General features: G+C 64.7%; 20 protein-coding genes and 1 pseudogene. 4 read left to right on the top strand and 17 right to left on the bottom strand.

Features of this window, described 5'->3' with window-relative positions:
- The 9 genes and pseudogenes from GSQ79_RS05445 to leuD form a co-directional block, all read right to left on the bottom strand.
- Positions 1 to 364 (bottom strand): annotated as a pseudogene (locus tag GSQ79_RS05445) (ceramide glucosyltransferase); the annotation flags it as partial.
- Positions 365 to 541: 177 nt separating this feature from the next.
- Positions 542 to 1,411, bottom strand: coding sequence for a ParB/RepB/Spo0J family partition protein (locus GSQ79_RS05440; RefSeq protein WP_158807717.1), 870 nt, complete (start codon positions 1,409 to 1,411; stop codon positions 542 to 544).
- 24 nt (positions 1,412 to 1,435) lie between these two features.
- Complete coding sequence (locus GSQ79_RS05435; protein ID WP_174243162.1) at positions 1,436 to 2,239, bottom strand: ParA family protein; 804 nt, start codon at positions 2,237 to 2,239, stop codon at positions 1,436 to 1,438.
- A gap of 48 nt (positions 2,240 to 2,287) precedes the next feature.
- Complete coding sequence (gene rsmG, locus GSQ79_RS05430) at positions 2,288 to 2,917, bottom strand: 16S rRNA (guanine(527)-N(7))-methyltransferase RsmG (protein ID WP_158807715.1); 630 nt, start codon at positions 2,915 to 2,917, stop codon at positions 2,288 to 2,290.
- A gap of 205 nt (positions 2,918 to 3,122) precedes the next feature.
- Positions 3,123 to 4,991, bottom strand: coding sequence for a tRNA uridine-5-carboxymethylaminomethyl(34) synthesis enzyme MnmG (gene mnmG, locus GSQ79_RS05425; RefSeq protein ID WP_158807714.1), 1,869 nt, complete (start codon positions 4,989 to 4,991; stop codon positions 3,123 to 3,125).
- A 57-nt stretch (positions 4,992 to 5,048) separates the two neighbouring features.
- The gene (mnmE, locus tag GSQ79_RS05420; RefSeq protein WP_246725115.1) at positions 5,049 to 6,389 is read right to left on the bottom strand and encodes a tRNA uridine-5-carboxymethylaminomethyl(34) synthesis GTPase MnmE; all 1,341 of its coding nucleotides are present in this window, start codon (positions 6,387 to 6,389) and stop codon (positions 5,049 to 5,051) included.
- A gap of 369 nt (positions 6,390 to 6,758) precedes the next feature.
- The gene (gene rpmB / locus GSQ79_RS05415; RefSeq protein WP_158807713.1) at positions 6,759 to 7,061 is read right to left on the bottom strand and encodes a 50S ribosomal protein L28; all 303 of its coding nucleotides are present in this window, start codon (positions 7,059 to 7,061) and stop codon (positions 6,759 to 6,761) included.
- Positions 7,062 to 7,168: 107 nt separating this feature from the next.
- Positions 7,169 to 7,681 (bottom strand): hypothetical protein, encoded by a 513-nt coding sequence (locus tag GSQ79_RS05410; protein WP_158807712.1) that lies wholly within the window; start codon positions 7,679 to 7,681, stop codon positions 7,169 to 7,171.
- A complete protein-coding gene (gene leuD, locus GSQ79_RS05405; RefSeq protein WP_158807711.1) occupies positions 7,672 to 8,277 on the bottom strand; it encodes a 3-isopropylmalate dehydratase small subunit in 606 nt (201 codons plus the stop codon). Before leuD ends, GSQ79_RS05410 begins: the two co-directional genes overlap by 10 nt.
- A gap of 113 nt (positions 8,278 to 8,390) precedes the next feature.
- On the opposite strand from leuD, the gene GSQ79_RS05400 reads away from it, so the two are divergent.
- Entirely contained in the window at positions 8,391 to 9,866 is a 1,476-nt protein-coding gene (locus tag GSQ79_RS05400; RefSeq protein WP_158807710.1) for an MmgE/PrpD family protein, read from the top strand.
- Positions 9,867 to 9,868: 2 nt separating this feature from the next.
- On the opposite strand, the gene GSQ79_RS05395 is transcribed toward GSQ79_RS05400, so the two are convergent.
- From GSQ79_RS05395 to GSQ79_RS05385, 3 genes are read right to left on the bottom strand one after another with little or no spacing between them, the layout of a single operon-like run.
- Positions 9,869 to 10,468: a Smr/MutS family protein gene (locus tag GSQ79_RS05395; protein WP_246725114.1), complete on the bottom strand. Its 600-nt coding sequence runs from the start codon at positions 10,466 to 10,468 to the stop codon at positions 9,869 to 9,871.
- Positions 10,465 to 11,577, bottom strand: coding sequence for a murein transglycosylase A (locus GSQ79_RS05390; RefSeq protein ID WP_246725113.1), 1,113 nt, complete (start codon positions 11,575 to 11,577; stop codon positions 10,465 to 10,467). The genes GSQ79_RS05395 and GSQ79_RS05390 overlap by 4 nt, the downstream gene beginning before the upstream one ends.
- 53 nt (positions 11,578 to 11,630) lie before the next feature.
- Positions 11,631 to 12,368 carry a Tim44/TimA family putative adaptor protein gene (locus tag GSQ79_RS05385; protein WP_158807707.1) on the bottom strand — a complete coding sequence of 246 codons (738 nt, stop codon included), beginning with the start codon at positions 12,366 to 12,368 and terminating at the stop codon, positions 11,631 to 11,633.
- 152 nt (positions 12,369 to 12,520) lie between these two features.
- Between GSQ79_RS05385 and GSQ79_RS05380 the strand changes: the two genes are divergently transcribed.
- The 3 genes from GSQ79_RS05380 to GSQ79_RS05370 all read left to right on the top strand — a co-directional run bounded on the left by GSQ79_RS05380 (position 12,521) and on the right by GSQ79_RS05370 (position 13,898).
- The gene (locus tag GSQ79_RS05380) at positions 12,521 to 13,000 is read left to right on the top strand and encodes an FxsA family protein (RefSeq protein ID WP_158807706.1); all 480 of its coding nucleotides are present in this window, start codon (positions 12,521 to 12,523) and stop codon (positions 12,998 to 13,000) included.
- 106 nt (positions 13,001 to 13,106) lie between these two features.
- Positions 13,107 to 13,601, top strand: a complete 495-nt coding sequence (secB, locus tag GSQ79_RS05375; protein ID WP_158807705.1) for a protein-export chaperone SecB — start codon at positions 13,107 to 13,109, stop codon at positions 13,599 to 13,601.
- A 66-nt stretch (positions 13,602 to 13,667) separates the two neighbouring features.
- Positions 13,668 to 13,898, top strand: a complete 231-nt coding sequence (locus GSQ79_RS05370; RefSeq protein WP_158807704.1) for a hypothetical protein — start codon at positions 13,668 to 13,670, stop codon at positions 13,896 to 13,898.
- A gap of 11 nt (positions 13,899 to 13,909) precedes the next feature.
- On the opposite strand, the gene dnaQ is transcribed toward GSQ79_RS05370, so the two are convergent.
- From dnaQ to GSQ79_RS05345, 5 genes are read right to left on the bottom strand one after another with little or no spacing between them, the layout of a single operon-like run.
- Positions 13,910 to 14,623: a DNA polymerase III subunit epsilon gene (gene dnaQ / locus GSQ79_RS05365; protein WP_158807703.1), complete on the bottom strand. Its 714-nt coding sequence runs from the start codon at positions 14,621 to 14,623 to the stop codon at positions 13,910 to 13,912.
- A gap of 16 nt (positions 14,624 to 14,639) precedes the next feature.
- Positions 14,640 to 15,215: a dephospho-CoA kinase gene (gene coaE / locus GSQ79_RS05360; RefSeq protein ID WP_158807702.1), complete on the bottom strand. Its 576-nt coding sequence runs from the start codon at positions 15,213 to 15,215 to the stop codon at positions 14,640 to 14,642.
- Positions 15,212 to 16,060, bottom strand: coding sequence for a shikimate dehydrogenase (locus GSQ79_RS05355; protein WP_158807701.1), 849 nt, complete (start codon positions 16,058 to 16,060; stop codon positions 15,212 to 15,214). The genes coaE and GSQ79_RS05355 overlap by 4 nt, the downstream gene beginning before the upstream one ends.
- Entirely contained in the window at positions 16,057 to 16,674 is a 618-nt protein-coding gene (locus GSQ79_RS05350) for a nucleoside triphosphate pyrophosphatase (protein ID WP_158807700.1), read from the bottom strand. Before GSQ79_RS05350 ends, GSQ79_RS05355 begins: the two co-directional genes overlap by 4 nt.
- The gene (locus GSQ79_RS05345; protein ID WP_158807699.1) at positions 16,671 to 17,504 is read right to left on the bottom strand and encodes a pyruvate, water dikinase regulatory protein; all 834 of its coding nucleotides are present in this window, start codon (positions 17,502 to 17,504) and stop codon (positions 16,671 to 16,673) included. The genes GSQ79_RS05350 and GSQ79_RS05345 overlap by 4 nt, the downstream gene beginning before the upstream one ends.
- Positions 17,505 to 17,528 lie beyond the last annotated feature (24 nt).

Raw genomic sequence — 17,528 nt, 5'->3', positions numbered from 1 at the left:
AGCCTTTGACCATGTTGTTGAGTTTGGGGTTGATGCTGATGACGTCGTCGCCGATCAGCAGGCGGCTCGGCACCGTGGGGTGCGCCGTCATAGCCTGACGCACCAGCGGCAGGATCGGATCGTCGGCGCGCGCGACGCAGAACAGAAGCTCGAAGGTCGGGTAGTCGCTGCAGAAGGCGGCGGCGAGCGTCTCGGCACTGAACGTCTCGATTCCGCAAAGCGGACGGACGATGGTGATGCCCTCCAGCGCGGCGCCGGTGGCCGCAAACGCGCGGGGCCGGCATCGCCAGCCGGCAATTGCCAGGGTGACGATGTGAACCAAGAGAAAAAACGTCGCGGCCGAGACGAGAAAAATGGAGCTCATGGCTTACGTTAAACCCGCTGCATTAAAATGGCATGACAGACGAAACGCCGATGGCGCCGCATGCAGACCAAAGCGCTACTCAGTCTGCCTCTTCGGCCTCAAAGGTGGCCGTTTTATTAGCTTCGACTTCACATCGGGGCAGCTTATTTCGGCTGTCGCTCGAGGGACCGCCGCGGACTAGCCGCCGAGCAGGGCAACAAGCTTGTCCAACTGTTCGAGAGTTGCGTAGCGGACCCTTATTTCTCCGGCCTCCCCCTTATGGGCAATCTCCACGCTCAAGCCCAGGCGATCACTCAAGCGCTTCTCGAGCGCCCGCGTGTCGGCATCCTTGGCCGCGCGCTTTGAGCCCTCACGCGGCTCGGTCTCGCGCTGGACCAGTTTCTCCACGTCGCGCACCGACATGCCTTTGGCGACCACGCGCTCAGCCAGAGCGTCGGGATCGGTTGCGCCGAGAAGCGCACGCGCATGGCCTGCCGAAAGCTGACCGGTGGAAAGCAGGCTTCGCGTCTGCTCCGGCAATTTCAGAAGCCGCATCGTATTGGCGACATGCGGCCGACTCTTACCGATCACCCGGGCAAGGTCGACCTGGGTGTAGCCGAACTCGACGCCAAGCCGCTCGTAGCCAAGCGCTTCTTCCAGCGCATTGAGGTTGGAGCGCTGAACGTTCTCGATGATGGCGATTTCGAGCGCCTGCTTGTCGTCGGCCTCGATCGTGACGATCGGCACGTCATGCAGGCCCGCGCGTTGCGCCGCGCGCCAGCGGCGCTCCCCAGCAATGATCTCGTAGGCGTCGGCGGTCCCCGGCACTGTCCGCACGAGAATCGGCTGGATGATGCCTTTCTCTCGGATCGAGTTCGTGAGCTCTTCGAGATCTTCCTCGTCAAACACCGTCCGCGGGTTGCGCGGATTGGCGCGTAAAAATTCGATCGGCACACGCTTTTGGCCGCGCGCGCGGACCAGCGCGGCGCCTTCTTCACCGGAGTCGCCGATCAGGGCCGCAAGGCCTCGACCGAGGCGGGACCGGGGTTCCTCTTGAACAGCTTTCATCGCGCGCAGTCCCAAACCTTACTTTTAGGCGGCGCGAAGCAGGCGTTCGCGCCGAATCACTTCGGAGGCGAGGCGGAGGTAGGCCTGGCTTCCGGAACATTTGAGATCGTACAGCAAAGCCGGCTTGCCGTGCGATGGCGCTTCGGAAATGCGCACATTGCGGGGGATAACCGTCTCGTAGACTTTGTCGCCAAGGAATTGGCGCACATCGGCGACGACCTGATTGGCGAGATTGTTGCGCGGGTCGAACATGGTGAGAACGACGCCGTGGATCGACAGATCGGGGTTCAACGCGCTTTTCACCTGGTCTACCGTAGCAAGCAATTGCGTTAGGCCTTCCAGCGCGAAGAATTCGCATTGCAGTGGCACGACGACGGCGTGCGAGGCCGCAAGCGCGTTGATCGTCAGGAGATTGAGCGACGGCGGGCAATCGATGAGGACATAAGTATAGGCCTCGGCCTGCGGAAGTTTGGCCTGCTCCGCGTCAAAGTCGAGGATCGCGCCGCGCAGCTTGTAGGCCCGGTCTTTTTCGTTGGCGATTTCCAGCTCGACGCCCAACAGATCGAGCGTCGAGGGCGCCATGGCGAGGTTCGGGATCGCGGTCGGCTGAATGGCGTCGGCAAGCGAGGATTCACCAACCATGACATTGTAGGTCGAGACCGAGCGGTTCTTGCGGTCGATCCCGAGCCCTGTCGAGGCATTGCCCTGCGGGTCGAGGTCGACGATGAGCACCCGCTCCCCGATCGCCGCCAGCGCGGTTCCAAGATTGATCGCGGTCGTGGTCTTGCCGACGCCGCCTTTTTGATTGGCGAGGACAAGGACCCGCATGGCTTTAGCAAGCGACACGCTTCAACTCCAACAGACTTGCGGGGGCGCTCAAACTTCAAGGCGCCGAGCCTTGACGATCAGGAGACGCGCGGTCTCCTGCGTCTGGCTTGGCACGGTCTCGATATGAAATCTACGGTCGTGGTCGAAAGCGGTCAATTCCGCATCGACCTGTTGTCCCTTGGGAAACACACCGATAGCGCCTTTGAGAAGGTATTTTTCGGCATAGGCGACCAGCGCCGGCAACGGAGCCAGGGCGCGGGCGCTTATGGCGTCGATGGGCTCGTCAAAATCGGCCGTAAAGGCTTCGATCCGTTCGGCGTGGATAATCGCAGGCGTCCCTGTTTCACGTGAAACAGTGCGAAGGAATGCAGCCTTGCGCTTGTCGCTCTCGACGAGGTGCACGACAGCGCCGGCTTCATCGGCGAGCGTGATGGCCGTCACGAGCCCGGGAAAGCCGCCGCCGGAGCCGAGGTCGAGCCAACGCCGCGCGGCCGGAACGGCGGCCTGGACCTGCAGCGAGTCGGCGATGTGACGCGACCAGACGTCCGGCAGCGTCGAGGGCGCGATGAGATTGATCGTCGGCTGCCAGCGATGGAGGAGTTCGACGTAGAGGCGCAGGCGACGGCCGACGTCCTCGGTGAGGGTGGCGAGGAGTGAGGCGGCGGGATTGGGCGGCATTAAAGCAGCCTTTCGCAATAGGCCTCATGGTCAGGAGGGCCAGGTTGGCCCGCCTCGAACCAGGAGGGCAGTCCCCGGAACGTGTGTCCTGAAACCCTCGTGGTTCGAGACGCAGGCTGAGCCTGCTCCTCACCATGAGGGGATTGCAGGGCTCGCTCCTTCAACATTGATGCGAGCAAAAGGAGCTTTTTTTGGCCAAGCTTCACTACGCGATCGCCCGCCGCGGCTTGCGCACATGGGCGGCCAGCAGCGTCAACGCCGTCGGCGTCACGCCTTCGATCCGCGCTGCTTGGCCCAAGGTCTCCGGGCGCACCCGCTCGAGCCGGACGCGGATTTCCGTCGAAAGGCCGGGTAGGTTGGCGTAATCGAGATCCCCCGGAATGGCCAAAACCTCGTCGCGGCGGAAGGCAAGAATATCGGCCGCTTGGCGGTCGAGATAGACCGCATACTTTGCGTCGATCTCGACCTGCGCGGCGGTCGCTTCCGTAACGGCCGCCAACGCCGCAGCGATAGGCCGAAGCGTCTCGAAGCTGACGTCGGGAAAGCTCAGGATTTCGAAGGCATTGCGCCGGATGCCATCCTTGTTGATCTGCAGACCGTGGCGCGCGGCTTCGTTGGGGCTCAGCGATATCGCGCGAAGCGCGAGAAGCGCGGCATCGTAGGCCGCCTGCTTGGCGGCGAACGACGCAGCCCTCACGCTCCCAACGCAGCCGAGCGTCACGCCTCGCGCGGTGAGCCGCTGGTCGGCGTTGTCGGCGCGGAGCGTCAACCGGTACTCTGCGCGCGAGGTGAACATACGATAGGGCTCGCTCACCCCCTTGGTGACAAGGTCGTCGATCATCACCCCGATATAGGCTTCCGAGCGATCGAACGTGGCGGGCTGCTGGCAGCCGGCCCGGCGCGCCGCGTTGAGCCCGGCCACCAGACCCTGCGCGCCCGCCTCCTCATAACCGGTGGTGCCGTTGATCTGCCCGGCAAGGAAAAGCCCGGGCAATCGCTTCGTCTCCAGCGAGGCGCTAAGCTCGCGCGGATCGAGATAGTCGTATTCGATAGCATAGCCGTGCTTGAGCACGCGCACCGACTCCAACCCTGGAATCGTGCGCAAAAACGCATCCTGCACCTCCGGCGGCAGCGAGGTGGAAATGCCATTCGGGTAGTAGGTGGGATCATCGAGCCCCTCGGGCTCCAAAAAGATCTGATGGGTCTCACGTTCTGCGAAACGCACGATCTTGTCTTCGATCGACGGACAATAGCGCGGCCCGCGGCCGGCGATGGCACCGGAATAGACCGGCGACAGCGCGATATTTTGTTCGATGATGCGATGGCCGGCCGGCGTCGTCTGCGTGATGAAACAGTCGACCTGCGGCGTGGTGATGGCGCTGGTGAGGAAGGAAAATGGCTCCGGCACGTCGTCGCCGCTCTGCCGGACCAGTCCGCTGAAATCGATGGTGCGGCCGTCGAGACGCGGCGGCGTGCCGGTCTTGAGCCGGCCGAGCGCGAAACCGAGACGGCCGAGCGTCTGCGAGAGCGGGATCGACGGGGCATCGCCGTCACGTCCGGCCGGCCGCTGCACCTGGCCGCAATGGATCAGGCCATTGAGGAAGGTGCCGGTGGTCAGGACGACCGAGGGGCAGGCGATGGCGCGCCCATCCCCGAGGCTCACGCCGGCGACGACGCCCTGAGCGATCGTAAGATCGACGACCTCACCCTCGATGATCACCAGGCCGGAGATTTCGGCCAGGGCGCGCTGCATCGCCTCGCGATAGAGCCTGCGGTCCGCCTGGGCTCTAGGGCCGCGAACGGCCGGCCCCTTGGCGCGGTTGAGCACCCGAAACTGGATGCCGGCTTCGTCGGCGACGCGCCCCATCAGACCGTCCAGCGCATCGATCTCGCGCACGAGATGACCCTTGCCGAGCCCGCCGATCGCAGGATTGCACGACATGACGCCGATCGTTTCGCGCCGTTGCGTCACCAGCGCCGTCCGCGCTCCGGTCCGCGCGGATGCAGCGGCCGCCTCGCAGCCGGCATGGCCGCCGCCGACGACGACGACATCGAATGAAAGAGAAGCAGTCATGGCGGTCATAGGCCTTGGAGGGCAGAGGTGTTTCACGTGAAACACCTAACTGCCGCGTCATTTACCGATGCAAAAGCGCGAAAAGATGTCGCCCAAAATATCCTCCACGTCCACCGTTCCGATCAGGCGCTCGAGCGCGAATCGGGCGGCGCGCAATTCTTCCGCCATCAGCTCGACCGGCAGCGACGTGTCGCCGACAATGCGCACCAGCGCCTGCTCGGCGGCCTCGAAGGCTTGCCGATGCCGCGTGCGGGTGAGCAATCCCATCGCGCCGGACTGGGCGATGCCACGGGCATAGTCCGCCAGACGATCGAGCAGCGCGGCGAGATTTTCGCCGGTCTCCGTGCTGAGATAGAACGTCTCGGGCTGGCGCCGGTCCGGCGGGATCGCGTCGGCCTTGGTGACGATCGACCAGACTACACCCGAAGTTTCGACCTCAGGCGGACGCCCATCCTCGCTGAGCCAGAGTAGGAGATCGGCTTCGTCGGCGCGACTGCGCGCGCGGGAAATGCCGATCTGCTCGATACTGTCGCTGCTGTCGCGCAGACCCGCGGTGTCGACCAGGGTGACGGGACAGCCATCGAAATCCATATGCACTTCGATCGGATCACGGGTGGTCCCGGCAATAGTCGAGACGATCGCGGCATCGCGTTTGGCCAACGCATTCAGAAGCGTCGACTTGCCGGCATTCGGCGGCCCGGCAATGACGATCTGCACACCGTCGCGGACCCGCTCCGCCGCCTTGGCTTGACCGAGCTCATGGCGCAGACCTTTCAGCACCGGCCAGAGCAGGGCGATGACGGTGCCGTGGACCGTCTCCGCCAAGTCGACATCGTCGGTGAAATCGATCGCCGTCTCGATCTGCGCCGAGGCCTGCACCAGGATCGCACGCCACGGCCCGGTGACGTCGCGCATGGCGCCGGAGAGCTGGCGCTGCGCCTGCCGGCGCTGCCATTGCGTTTCCGCGTCGAGGAGATCGGCGAGGCCTTCCATTTGCGCGAGATCGGCCTTGCCGTTGAGAAAGGAACGCCGGGCGAATTCACCCGGCTCGGCCTGCCTGACATTGGGCAAGGCTGCGAGGACGTCGAGCACCGCGGCCAAGACGGCGCGGCTGCCGTGGAGGTGGAACTCGGCGGAATCTTCACCGGTCTCGCTCTTCGGTCCTTCGAAGAACAGCAGGAGACATCGATCGAGGATGTCGTGGGTCGAGGGATGACGCAGCGTCACGAGGTCGGCCTGTCGCGGCTCCGGCACGCGGCCGGCCATCAGCCGCACCAACGCCCGGGAGTCCGGGCCGGAGATGCGAACCACGGCAATGGCGGCGCGTCCTGCGCCCGTGGCCACCGCATATATCGTTTCCGCCCGCATGATCTCGCCCGCGCTTCGTTGCTTGCTCATGTATGCCGGGACTGGTGCGCAGCCCAAGGGCCAAGATGGCATTTAATGATCTCAAGAATGCGGCAAGCGTTTCTTTGCTACAGCCTGCGAAAAGTCCCGTGCTCTGTGCCGCAGGCAACGCGCGACAGGGACGTAATTGCCTACCCCGCTCGTGATCGGCCAGGCGGCCTGTGGCCGCTTTTTAGAATCGCGCTAACGCTCGGTGATGAACGAGCGGTGCGTCAACATCAAGGTCGATCCCACACGCAGTTCTCGCCATCGCGTCCTAACACCAAGCGGGACCCCGTTCAGGAATGGGTGGAGCGCCAAACGAAAAAGCCGGCCACGCGATGCGGGCCGGCTTAAAATCTTGCGAAGATGATTGCTTGCTTAGGCGGCCGTCGCGGCGGCGGCAGCGTGTTTCTTGGTGATTTCGCGCTTGATGACGCGCATCGACTGCGACAGCTGTTCGTTGCTGGCCTTCAGCAAGAACGCGTCGAGACCACCGCGGTGCTCGACCGACCGCAGCGAAGCGGCGGCGATACGCAGATGGATCGACCGCTCCAGCACTTCGGAGGTCAGGGTGACGTTGCACAGGTTCGGCAAAAAGCGCGTGCGCGTCTTGTGATTGGAATGGCTGACCAGATTGCCGGTCTGCACGGCTTTGCCGGTCAATTCGCAACGGCGCGACATCGTCTTACCTCGGTTTATTTCGGGAAACAGGAGAGCGCGGCTCATACAGGAGCGCACTCGGAGGGTCAAGTTCTGACGAACTGCGATCCCCTTGTTTGATAACCCGTCTACTTCGGCCTGTCCATAAGATCCGCGGGCGGCGAGACCGGCTTGGCCGCGGCGGCCTCCGGCGCATCGCTCGGCAAAGCATGCGCTTGCGTGGAAAAGCGATCAGCGCCGAGCGTGCCATAGACCCGAAGGACGTTGCCTTCCTGGTAAACGAACAAGGCTTTCAGCTTGCGGCCGTCGGAGCAGGGCGTTTCCGGTAGGCGCAGCAGGCCCTTATCCGGTTCGAGTTTGCTCGCATCGCACGTCGCGCCCTTGCTGAGCTTCAGCTCGAACTGCGGGCCGTCGGCCGCCGCGACGAGCGTGCCGGAATAGGTCTCGCCGTCGCCGGTGAGCGTGCCGGAAAAGATGTAGATGATCGGCTCGTCCTTGGCCGGATCGGCTGGCGCAACGACCGCCGGTGCAGCCGCAGCCGCGCCATCCTTGGCGGGCGCCTGGGCTGCGGCCGCCGTCCACGCCAGAGCCAAGCCAAAGACACCACCGGCACAAGCCGACCCGATCCGCATCAAAGCCATGGACGCTCCGCCCCAAGTTTTTGTTCGAAGGCTTCGACGTTCCCGCTTTTTTCAAGCGTAAGACCGATATCGTCGAGCCCGTTGAGCATACAATGCTTGCGAAACGGATCGATGTCGAATGGCAAGGTGCCGCCGTCCGGCCCCTGGATGACCTGGTTCTCGAGATCGATGGTGATCGTCGCGTTGGAGCCGCGGTCGGCGTCATCCATCAATTTCTCAAGATCGTCCTTGGCGACCGTGATCGGCAGAATACCGTTCTTAAAACAGTTGTTGTAAAAGATGTCGGCGAAGCTGGTCGAGATGACGCAGCGGATGCCGAAATCAAGCAGCGCCCAGGGCGCATGTTCGCGCGACGAGCCGCAGCCAAAGTTATCTTCCGCGACGAGGATCTGCGCCTTGCGATAGGCCGGCTTGTTGAGGATGAAGTCGGGCTCTTCCGATCCATCGTCGCGATAGCGCATGCCGGCGAACAAGCCCTCGCCGAGGCCCGTCCGCTTGATGGTTTTCAGGTAGCGCGCGGGGATGATCTTGTCGGTGTCGACATTGGCGATCTTGAGCGGCGCGGCGATGCCGGTGAGGCTTGTGAATTTGTCCATGGCGGTTTTTAGCAAAGATTTTGTTGGATCAAAACCGCCTTGCAGGCCGATGCTGCGTTGAAGCTCATGCTCGCGCAGATTTTGCCAGCATTCTTCGCGAAAAGGGCCGCCCCATGCCACCAATCGACCGCCGTCGTCTGCTCCGTACGTCCGCCGGCGTGGCGGCCGCAGTCGCCGTGGCGGACACCGCCATCGCACAAACGCCGCCGATAACGCATTCCCTCACGGGCAAAGCACCGCCGCCGGAGGTGACGCGGATCCTTGCGCACTACGCCGCGACGGCGAAAGTCGACGCAATTCCCGACGCCGTGCGCAAGGAAGCGACCCGGACGCTGTTCAATTGGGTCGGCAGCGCCGTCGGTGGCTCGCGACAGGACGCACCAAGCCATGCGGTCGCCGCCCTCGGCCCGTTTTCCGGACCGCCGCAGGCAAGCCTCTTCGGTCGGCACGAGCGACTCGACGCGCTCCATGCGGCGCTGGTCAACGGCATCAGCTCGCACGTGCTGGATTTTGACGACACGCATCTACGCACCATCATCCATCCCGCCGGCCCGGTCGCCTCGGCGCTGATGGCCTTCGCGGAGTATCGGCCGGTGCCGGGCGTCGATTTCATGACCGCGCTCGTCCTCGGCATCGAGGTCGAGTGCCGGATGGGCAATGCCGTCTTCCCCGAACATTATGCAATGGGCTGGCACATCACCGGCTCGACAGGCGTGTTCGGCGCGACCGCGGCAGTCGGGCGCGTGCTCGGCCTGACCAGCGAGCAGATGACCTGGGCGCTTGGCGTCGCGGCGTCGCAGCCGGTCGGGCTCAAAGTGCAGTTCGGCTCGATGACCAAAAGCTTCCATCCCGGCCGCGCGGCGCAGAACGGCATGCTGTCCGCGCTGCTGGCCCAACAGGGCTTCACCGCCTCGGAGGTCGCCATCGAGGGTTTTGATGGATGGGGGCAGGCTCTGAGCACGCGCCACGATTGGCACGAAGTCACAGACGGCCTCGGCGCGCACTATGAGGTCGCGCTCAACACCTACAAGCCGTTCGCCTGCGGCATAGTCATCCATCCCGCTCTTGACGCGGCGATCCAGCTGCGGACCAGCGGCAATCTGAAGCCCGAGATGATCAAGACCGTGGCCTTGAAAGTTCATCCGCTGGTATTGACCCTCACCGGCAAGACGGAGCCGAAGAGCGGGCTCGAAGGCAAGTTCAGCGTCTATCATGCCGTTGCGGCGGCCTTCGTCACGGGTCGTGCCGGCGAGCAAGCGTTCTCGGACGCGACGGTACAGGACCCGGTAGTCGTCGCGTTGCGCAAGAAAGTCACGGCGACGGTCGATCCGGCGATCAAACCGGACCAGGTCGACATGCTGATCACGCTGGAGGACGGGCGGACGTTGCACCTCTTCATCGAGCATGCCGTCGGCAGCCAGAAGCAGCCGATGACCGACGCTCAGTTGGAAGACAAGTTTGCCGGGCTGGCCGAGGGTATCCTGCCGGCCGATCAGACGCGCAAATTGATGGACCTGTGCTGGGCGGTATGGTCGCTCGACGATGTCGGGGCGATTGGCCGGGCAGGGGCCTCCATCAAGGCGGGCTAGGCTCAGGCCCGGTCGCGCCGGCGCAGCCGCACGTAGAGCGCGCCGGAGCCGCCATGGTGGCGCGCGGCCTCCTCGAAGCCGAGCACCATTGGGCGAAAGTCCGGCATGTTGAGCCACAGCGGCACGGCGCGACGCAGCACGCCGATCTCGCCGCCGCCGACATCGAGGAACGTGCCTGGCTTGCCGCCCTTGCCCGTCACCACAATGACGACCGTCATGCCCCGCCGCTGTGAGCGCAGAAGAAAGTGGTGAAGGGCGTGATAGGCCTCGGTCTGCCGGAAACCGTGCAAGTCGATCGCGGCATCGGCCGTCATCCGCCCACGCGACAGCCTTTGCTTGAGCTTGCGCTCCAGCGGCGCCAGGGGCGGCTGCTTCGGCAGGAGCGGCTGCTTGATCGCAACAGGCGCGCTGGCCGTTACGGGCGTCGCTTCCGGTTTCGGGGACGGGGGAATCCGGATGCGTTCTGGCACGGCGCTGCCGGGGCGGCGCACCACCTTTTCCGCGACAAGCAGCCAGAGGTCGATCTCATCATCGCTCAGGCGCCGCAGCTTTCGGCTCGACGGCGGGGGCGGCCCCTTTGCGACATCCGCCTTCTTCGTCACTTGGAAATCCCCACCTCGTCCTTGGGCCATAACACAAAGAATGTGCCGGGGTGCCGAATGGGGCCGGCGAGGCGCGCCGCATCCGGACCTGTGCCGAAGAAAATGTCGCCGCGCGCCGGTCCGACGATCGCCGAGCCGGTGTCCTGCGCCACCATCAAACGGCGGAACGGCTCGAGCGTGTCACTCCGCCACGGCAGGGTCGCATCGATGAAGACCGGCAGGCCGTAAGGCCAGATCAGCCGGTCGACGGCCAGCGAGCGCAGCGGCGTCAGGCTGACGCCGGCACCGCCGATCGGTCCGGCATCGGGTGCAAGCGAGTCGTCGAAGACGAAGAAAATGAAGGAGCGATTGCGCTGCATCAGCGTCGCGCCGGCTTGCCCCGGCTTCTGGCCGTGATCGCGAATCCAGGCCTTCAGCTGCGCCATGCCCATCTCGGCCGGCGGAATGTTCAGCTGCTCGACCAGCGCGCGTCCGATGGACGTGTAGGGCTGTCCGTTGCGCCCGGCATAGACCAGCCGCCGCATCGAGCCGTCCGGCAAGTGGACCCGCGCGGACCCCTGAACGTGGATGAAGAAGGCTTCCACGGGATCGCGGACATAAACGAGCGGCGCGGCCAGCGTGCCGAGTGCGCCGGATTCGATCGCAGCGCGATCGGGATAGGCGGCGAGCGTCCCATCCGGCAGGCGCCGCACCGCGCTCAAGGCAGGATCGAGGCCTGAGATCGACTGACCGGGAATCCCGCCGACGAGATCCGGCGGGCGGGCGAGGAGCGGTGTCGAAAATTCAGATGTGGCGGTCAGCGAGCCGTCGACGACGGGCTCGTAGTAGCCGGTCAGAAATCCGGGATCGAGACGACGCGGCGCAAAATACATCTCGAAGAAGCGACGCGCATCTGCGTTCCCGGTGGTCGGGTCCAGGGCAAGCGCCCACCGACATACCGCGGCAAGACCTGGCGGCGCTGGACGCGCCGACCGGAGCGCCGGCGTGTTCGACACCACCGCGCCACAGGATGCGCGAAAGGTTTTCAGCGCCGCCGCATGGTCGTCCTCGGAAAAGCCCGGCAGATCCGAAAACGATACAGGAACACCTGGTATCGGTTCAGCTATCACCGCAGTTGCGTGCATCGCAACGAGCCCCAAGACGACCGCAAGACGGCAAAGGCTCAATGGCCGGATTCGGTCGCCACGAGCTTCCAGTTCGGATCCTTGGCATTGGTCTCGCGGGCAAAACTCCAGACGTCGTTCATGTCGACGACCTGATCCGTGCTGCCATCGACCAGCTTGCCGGTCGCGTCGTGGGTGGCGGTGATGAGTTTCGAGGTGAAGCGGACCATGATGCGGGCGGTGCGGCGAACCAGCCCGGCTTCTTCGATCGTCGCTTCATCGATCGAGACGAAGGTGTTGGTCACGATCTCGCCGCGCCGGGCACGCTCGTCCAAGGCTGCCGCGAAACTATCATAGACCTCTTTCGCCAGGAGGTTCTGCAGCGTCTTCCGCTCGCCTGCAGCGAAGGCGGTCACGATGGCCTCGTAGGCGATCTTCGCGCCCTCGACGAAGGGCCGCGCCGAAAAATTCGGATCGGCGGTAGCGATCGCATCGAGGCCCTGGGCGACGTCGGAGCCCGGTGCCGCAATGCCGCTCCAGCGGTCGACCGCAGCGGGGGGCGCCGTGAACGGCCGCGGCGGCGGCGCGTCAGCCGCACCGGGCAGCCGCACGACATTGTTGCCGTTACCATTGGCCGGCCGGACGCCGTCCCGAGGCGGCGCCGGGCGACCGAACAGGTTGCTGCTCGGCGGCTTCTCGGATCCCGTGCGTTCGCCAAGGACCGAGCGCAATTTCCAAATCACGATGATGGCCACGAGCGCGAAGACGATCGTGGTTAGGGAGTCGAGCGAATGCATCGTTAATCGGTACCCATGGCATGCGAACACGGCGGCACATTGCAAATGGCCGATGACTGATCATCTATTCATGTGGTGACGATGGGCGCAACGTCCAACGACCACAGCACGGCATCGTTAAGACGTGCGGCTCGACGAGGACTTGGACGGCTATGACACTGCGAACCCGGATCAGTCTTGCGCTGACGCTTTGGTTCGTCGCCGAGGCGATCGCGCTGGCCCTCATTGTCCAAGTGATCGGCGTCGGCGGCGCCGTCCTCCTGGGCATCGCCACCAGTTTGTTGGGTGGCTCGCTCTTGAAGAAGGCCGGTCGTTCGGCTTTATCGGCCTTGCGGCAGACGGCCGGCCCTGGCGGCACAGGCGTGTTTCGCGGCAATCTTGCGCTCGACGGCACGCTCGGCGCTATCGGCGCGCTGTTTCTGCTGCTGCCGGGATTTTTGACCGACGCGATCGGCCTCGTCCTGGCGACGCCCCTCTTCCGGGCGCCTATCACGCGATGGATTCAGGGCGGCGGCTTTCGCACGGTCCGCGGTGAGCCCCGCGCGCAGCACGGACCGACCAGCATCGACCTTGAACCGGGCGACTGGCAGCCCGTCGACGACGCCATCCGGCGGCCGCTGCCGAAGGTCTGATGGCTGGCGCCGAGCGTCCGATCGCCTTGTCGCCTCTCTGCAACCATGCTACCCGCAGCCGCAATGAAGCGCCCCTGTTGTGGCGTTCGTTTTTAGGGACAAGACGATGGCTGAATCGAACGGGAACGGTGGCGCTCAGGTCGTGACTCCCCCCACCGGCGCTCCCGCATTGAACGCCATGGTGCAGTTCACCAAGGATTTTTCCTTCGAGAACCCGAATGCGCCGCGCTCGCTCGGTCCCCAGGACAAGCCGCCGAACATCTCGATCCAGGTCAACGTCAACGCCAAGCAGCTCGCGGAGACCGATTTCGAGGTCAACATCATGCTCGAAGGTTCGGCCGGCCAGGGCGCCGAGACCCTGTTCAAGTTCGAGTTGGACTACGCCGGCATCTTCCGGCTGCAGAACATTCCGGCAGAGAACATGCACCCGATCGTGATGATCGAATGCCCGCGCCTGCTGTTCCCCTTCGCCCGGCAGATCATCGCCGAGGCGGTGCGCGGCGGCGGCTTTCCGCCGCTCTACATCGACCCGATCGACTTTGCCGCGCTCTACCAGACGCGCATGGCCGAAGTCGCGCAGGCCGGCGGCACCCCGTCGTAAGCCGAACGACCCGCTGTCCTCCCATCCCCGTCCGCACCTAAAACGGACGGGGATCTCGGAGGCCACATGACCCGTTTTATTGCCCTGTTCATCTTCGGTCTGATGGTTTCAAGTGCTCTAGCGCGTGACGAAAATTGCCTTGCCGCGATGCACGACCACGTCGAAGCCTGTACGGCGGACTGCGTTGCCAAGGCCCGCGCCGCCGCCGATCCATCTGTCCAGGACCTGATCATCGGCCGCGCCTGCGCGAAGAATTGTCTCAAGAACCAGATGTTTCGGGGCCAGACATGCCCGTGACACAGCGCCGTCTAGGCGCTCTCCGCCGCGACGGGTGCCGGCACATATTTATACCAGATCGCCGATGATCCCATCTGGGCAATAAAGGCCGCGTGACGCACCAGCTCCTCTTCGTTCGCCAGAGGCTCCAGGGGCGTCGGACGTGACCGCCGCGGCGCGGCATCGATGCCCGTCCAGCCACGCGACGCGCCCCCGCCGAAGACCAGGGCCGTCTGCCGCCCGCCCGTGAGCTCGGCATAGACCTCGGCCAGAATTTCAGCGTCGAGCAGCGCGCCGTGTTTAGTGCGGCGGGAGTTGTCGATGCCATAGCGCTGGCAGAGCGCGTCGAGGCTTGCCGGCGAGCCAGGATGCCGACGCCGCGCCAGCGTCAGCGTGTCGACCATCCGCTCCAACGACAATGTCGGCAGCCCGAGGGCCGCCAGCTCGGCATTCATGAAGCGAAAATCGAACTCGGCGTTGTGGGCGACGAGCTTGGCGCCTTCGGTAAATGCGACGAACGCTTCTGCGATCGCGGCGAATACCGGCTTGTCGGCGAGCATTTCGAGGGAGATGCCGTGAACCCGAAACGCCTCTTCCGGCATATCGCGTTCTGGATTGATGTAGGCATGAAAGGTCTTGCCGGTCGGGATGCCGTTCAACAGTTCGACGCACCCGATCTCGACGACGCGATGGCCGGATGCGGGATCGAGCCCCGTCGTTTCCGTATCGAAGACGATTTCACGCACGGTCGGATTCCTGGGGCTAAAGCGCAGCGAGAAGGCTACGGACCTGCCGCCTCGCGCTCTCGATGCCGTCGCCCGTTTCGATGATGATGTCGGCGCGCCGACGCTTGTCAGCGTCCGGCATTTGTTTCGCCAGTATGGCGGCAAAGCGCTCCGGCGTCATGCCCCGACGCGCCAGCACGCGGGCCTTCTGCACAGCTTCCGGCGCCGAGACGAGCACCACCCTATCGACCAGCATGTGGGCACCGGTCTCGTAGAGCAGGGGGATATCGAGCACGACGACCCGCGCATTGTTTGCCGCCGCATCGGCCAGAAAGCTCGCGCGTTCCTCGCGAACCAGCGGATGGACGATCGCTTCCAGCGCCTTCATCGCGGCAGCGTCGCCGAGCACGCGACGACCGAGCGCCTCGCGGTCCACGATCCCGTCGCGGACCGTCCCGGGAAACCGTGTTTCTACTTGAGGCGCCGCCCGGCCGCTGTAAAGCCGATGCACCGCGGCGTCGGAATCGAACACCAAAATGCCTTCGTCGACGAACAGGGCGGCCGTGGTGCTCTTCCCCATCCCGATCGATCCGGTGAGGCCGAGCACGATCATGCTTGCGCCGCCTCGATGTCGGCTTCGACGATGGCCCGGAGCTCAGGCGTCACGGCCGGCCTGACACCGAACCAACGGGCGAAACCGGGCACGGCCTGGTGCAGCAGCATCCCGAGACCGCCGACGGTGCGAAGCCCGCACGCTTCGGCGCGACGCAGCAATGCGGTCCGGCGTGGGACGTAAACGATATCGTTCACCACGGCATGATCCGGAAGCGCGGCGATATCGAACGCCAGCTCGGCCTGACCGTGCATGCCGGCGGACGTCGTGTTGACGAGCAGATCGGCCCGCGACGTCGCGTGCTCCGCGGCGTCGAAACTTGCCGCCTCGCAGCGGGAATCACGAAGCTGCCGCAGCAACAGATCGGCCCGCTCCACGGACCGGTTGGCGACGATGATCCGGGCGAACCCGCGCTGCAACAGAGCGTCGACGATCGCCCGCGACGCGCCGCCCGCGCCGAGCACGATCGCAAGCGCGCGGCGCCGGTCCCAGCCCGGCGCGTCCTGATCGAGCGCGCCCAGAAAACCCGCACCGTCGGTGGTGTCGCCGCACAAGCGACCGTTCTCGAACCAGAGCGTGTTGGCGACGCCGAGCCGCCGCGCCGTCGGCGTGAGCTCCGTACAAAGCGAGGCCGCCACTGCCTTGTGTGGGATCGTGACGTTGCCCCCGACGAAGCCGTTTTCGCGCAGCGTCTGTACGAAGGCTGGAAACGCGTCGGGCTCGATCGCAAGCTTTTCATAGGATCCGGCAAGGCCGAGGTTATCGAGCCATGTGCCGTGGATCAGCGGCGAGCGCGAATGGGCGATCGGCCAGCCCACGACGAACGCGCGCGGCGCCACGCTCATGCTTCGAGACACCCGATCTCGCGCAGCAGCCGCAAAAGCGGCAGGAGCGGCAAACCGAGAATGGTCGAATGCTCTCCTTCGATCGACTCGAAGAGATGGATGCCGAGCCCCTCCACGGCATAGGCACCGACGCTCAGCAAGACGCTGTCACCCGCGAGATCGATGTAGCCGTCGATGAACGTTTGCGACAGAACCCGGCAGGTCAGTGTGGCTTCGGCCGCGCATTCGGCCACGACCTTGCCGTCGCGCGCCAGGCAGAGCGCCGCATGCAGCGTATGAGCACGGCCCGACATCGAGGCGATCTGCGCCCGCGCCGCGTCCCGGTCTTCCGGCTTGGTCAGGATGGCGTCACCCAAAGCCAGCGTCTGGTCGGCGCCGAGCACGAGCCGCTCGGGCTGCTCCACGCTCACGGACAAGGCCTTTTCACGCGCAAGGTGTTGGGCGATGGCGCTGCCGGGGGCACCCGACTCGCGTAGCGGCGCCTCGATCTTCCGCTCGTCGACCTGGGCGTCCATCGCCTCGAACGGAATGCCGGAGGCCGCAAGGAGGGAGCGGCGCGCCTGGCTTTTGGAGGCCAGAAGCAGCGGGCGGTCGGCAAGCCAGATGTTGGTCATGATGTGATGATGAATTTCTGGCGATGGCCACGATAGAGATCGATGATGGCGGCAGCGGTTTCCTCGATCGAGCGGCGGGTGACGTCGAGCGTCGGCCAGCCCTGGCGTTCGAAGAACCGCCGCGACTGGCTGATCTCCTCGATGACACGCTCGCGATCGGCATAGTCCGAGGAGTCGCTGGCCTTGAGGGAAAGCAGGCGGTTCTGCCGGATTTGCACGATGCGCTCGGGCGAGGCGAGAAGCCCGACGATCAGCGGGTTCTTCAGCGTCAGGATCGAGGGCGGCAAGGTGACGTTCGGCACCATCGGGATATTGGCAGTCTTCACACCGCGATTGGCGAGATAGATGCTGGTCGGGGTTTTGGATGTGCGGCTGACGCCGACGAGAACGACGTCGGCTTCCTCGTAGTTATCCACATTCGCCCCGTCGTCGTGGACAAGGGTGAAATTGAGCGCGTCGATGCGGCGAAAATAGTCCGAGTTGAGAATGTGCTGGGCGCCAGGCCGCGGCGTCGATTCCGCGCCGATGTAGGACTGGAAGAAATTGAGGATCGGGCCAAGCACCGACAGGCTTGGCGCGCCGCATTCCCGGCAGGCCTCTTCCAGCCGCTGCGTGTGCTCCGGATCGACCAAGGTATAGAGGACCATGCCCGGCGCCGTCTGGATTTCGGTGATCGCCTTTTCCAGCTGCGCCTCGGTCCGCACCAGGGGGTAGATGTGCTCGATCGAGGAGACGCCCTGGTACTGCGCCGCGGCCGCCCGGCTCACAGCGATGAGTGTTTCGCCGGTCGCGTCGGAAATCAGATGCAGATGGAAGTAGTTGCGTTTCACCGCTGGAGCTCGCTGCGCGCTTCA

Source organism: Beijerinckia sp. L45 (assembly GCF_009765775.1).
In the GTDB taxonomy this organism is placed as follows: domain Bacteria; phylum Pseudomonadota; class Alphaproteobacteria; order Rhizobiales; family Beijerinckiaceae; genus RH-AL1.
The sequence above is the reverse complement of the archived record's forward strand: the minus strand, read 5'-3'. Positions and strand labels throughout refer to the sequence as shown.

What these genes read in the sequence shown, in the direction of transcription:
- GSQ79_RS05355 (WP_158807701.1), bottom strand. Translation starts at nt 16,060, where the DNA reads ATGAGCGTGGCGCCGCGCGCGTTCGTCGTGGGCTGGCCGATCGCCCAT.
- GSQ79_RS05370 (WP_158807704.1), top strand. Translation starts at nt 13,668, where the DNA reads ATGACCCGTTTTATTGCCCTGTTCATCTTCGGTCTGATGGTTTCAAGT.
- mnmG (WP_158807714.1), bottom strand. Translation starts at nt 4,991, where the DNA reads ATGACTGCTTCTCTTTCATTCGATGTCGTCGTCGTCGGCGGCGGCCAT.
- GSQ79_RS05440 (WP_158807717.1), bottom strand. Translation starts at nt 1,411, where the DNA reads ATGAAAGCTGTTCAAGAGGAACCCCGGTCCCGCCTCGGTCGAGGCCTT.
- rpmB (WP_158807713.1), bottom strand. Translation starts at nt 7,061, where the DNA reads ATGTCGCGCCGTTGCGAATTGACCGGCAAAGCCGTGCAGACCGGCAAT.
- secB (WP_158807705.1), top strand. Translation starts at nt 13,107, where the DNA reads ATGGCTGAATCGAACGGGAACGGTGGCGCTCAGGTCGTGACTCCCCCC.
- mnmE (WP_246725115.1), bottom strand. Translation starts at nt 6,389, where the DNA reads ATGAGCAAGCAACGAAGCGCGGGCGAGATCATGCGGGCGGAAACGATA.
- GSQ79_RS05380 (WP_158807706.1), top strand. Translation starts at nt 12,521, where the DNA reads ATGACACTGCGAACCCGGATCAGTCTTGCGCTGACGCTTTGGTTCGTC.
- GSQ79_RS05435 (WP_174243162.1), bottom strand. Translation starts at nt 2,239, where the DNA reads ATGCGGGTCCTTGTCCTCGCCAATCAAAAAGGCGGCGTCGGCAAGACC.
- coaE (WP_158807702.1), bottom strand. Translation starts at nt 15,215, where the DNA reads ATGATCGTGCTCGGCCTCACCGGATCGATCGGGATGGGGAAGAGCACC.
- GSQ79_RS05400 (WP_158807710.1), top strand. Translation starts at nt 8,391, where the DNA reads ATGCCACCAATCGACCGCCGTCGTCTGCTCCGTACGTCCGCCGGCGTG.
- leuD (WP_158807711.1), bottom strand. Translation starts at nt 8,277, where the DNA reads ATGGACAAATTCACAAGCCTCACCGGCATCGCCGCGCCGCTCAAGATC.
- GSQ79_RS05410 (WP_158807712.1), bottom strand. Translation starts at nt 7,681, where the DNA reads ATGGCTTTGATGCGGATCGGGTCGGCTTGTGCCGGTGGTGTCTTTGGC.
- rsmG (WP_158807715.1), bottom strand. Translation starts at nt 2,917, where the DNA reads ATGCCGCCCAATCCCGCCGCCTCACTCCTCGCCACCCTCACCGAGGAC.
- GSQ79_RS05350 (WP_158807700.1), bottom strand. Translation starts at nt 16,674, where the DNA reads ATGACCAACATCTGGCTTGCCGACCGCCCGCTGCTTCTGGCCTCCAAA.
- GSQ79_RS05385 (WP_158807707.1), bottom strand. Translation starts at nt 12,368, where the DNA reads ATGCATTCGCTCGACTCCCTAACCACGATCGTCTTCGCGCTCGTGGCC.